Here is a 1,168-nt window from a genome sequence, read left to right on the forward strand (position 1 = left end):
CATTTACATTAAAAGAATGTGTTTTATTTCAAAAAATAATTATACAATGGTCGGATTCCATTTCTATAAAATATCGTGATGAAAACCTCTATTTTGTTAAGCCTATTGGGGGTCTTAACAGGATGTGCTTTTGGCACATCAAGTGAAATTAAAAGAGCTGAAAAAATGCTCACTAAATTTGAATGTAATAATATTGAGACTTCTGAAATTCCACACACTTCAATTACGTCTTATCATGAACGTACTTTAGCAGTCAGTCGTGAAAAAGCAGAGTCATATATTGAAAGTTATAAAGCTGGAGACATTCTTTTTAAAATTCCTTTAGATGAAATTGTTCAAAAACAATATGTGATTTACAAAGCATCCTGCGAATCACTCGGTGGCGTAAATAAAGATAACCATCACAATTGAATTAATTATTCATCACGATCTAAATAAATAGACAAGGCTTATAACCTTGTCTATTTTTATATTTATTGAGAGATGTAACGTGTATCTACACTAAATTTTTCAGGAAATTTTGCATGAATTCCACCATAAAACTGCATAATTTCTTGCATATCTTTTTCATAATCTCCTGATGGATAGACTATTTTCCCTATCCCAGCTTTTTTATTTGCATAATCCATATAAGCCAGTGCAATTGGCACATTTGCATTGACAGCAACATGGTAAAAACCAGTTTTCCATTTTTCCTGTTTTGCACGTGTACCTTCAGGGGTTACCAGCATGACCAGTTTGGGATGTTGCTTAAATAAATTACTCATAAGCTCCACCATACTTGGTCTTGGCTCACCTTCTTTTTTAGGGCTGCGATCAATTCCGATTCCCCCCATAGCTCTTACGAAAGGACCAAATGGAAACTTCATGTAGCTGTCTTTTATCGTCAGTTTAACATTTACACCGAGAACCTTTAATGCAAGTCGTGCATACAAAGCGTCCCAATTACTGGTATGTGGCGCAGCAATCATAACGCATTGATCAAGATCTTCAGGCCACTGGTTATCTGTCTGCCAACCCAATAGCTTCAAACTTCGGTACGCCAAATTACTCAGCATGTTTCTTCCCCCATTGCAAAATTTGCCAAGTTTATCAAGTTAAAATTTTTATAGAAGCTGAAAATGATGATAAAACAGACAATTAATTTATAACTGTCTATAAATATGAT

General features: G+C 34.4%; 2 protein-coding genes. One reads left to right on the forward strand and one right to left on the reverse strand.

Going from position 1 to position 1,168, the window contains the following annotated elements:
• Positions 1-78: 78 nt before the first annotated feature.
• Positions 79-411 carry a hypothetical protein gene (locus KPC_RS19905; RefSeq protein ID WP_121976018.1) on the forward strand — a complete coding sequence of 111 codons (333 nt, stop codon included), beginning with the start codon at positions 79-81 and terminating at the stop codon, positions 409-411.
• A gap of 62 nt (positions 412-473) precedes the next feature.
• On the opposite strand, the gene KPC_RS19910 is transcribed toward KPC_RS19905, so the two are convergent.
• Entirely contained in the window at positions 474-1,058 is a 585-nt protein-coding gene (locus KPC_RS19910) for a 1-acyl-sn-glycerol-3-phosphate acyltransferase (protein ID WP_121976019.1), read from the reverse strand.
• Positions 1,059-1,168 lie beyond the last annotated feature (110 nt).

The organism is Acinetobacter stercoris (genome assembly GCF_900323515.1).
Lineage (GTDB): Bacteria > Pseudomonadota > Gammaproteobacteria > Pseudomonadales > Moraxellaceae > Acinetobacter > Acinetobacter stercoris.

Bases quoted from the DNA above. Each gene is read 5' to 3' on its own strand.
- KPC_RS19905 (WP_121976018.1), top strand. From the start codon at position 79: ATGAAAACCTCTATTTTGTTAAGCCTATTGGGGGTCTTAACAGGATGT.
- KPC_RS19910 (WP_121976019.1), bottom strand. From the start codon at position 1,058: ATGCTGAGTAATTTGGCGTACCGAAGTTTGAAGCTATTGGGTTGGCAG.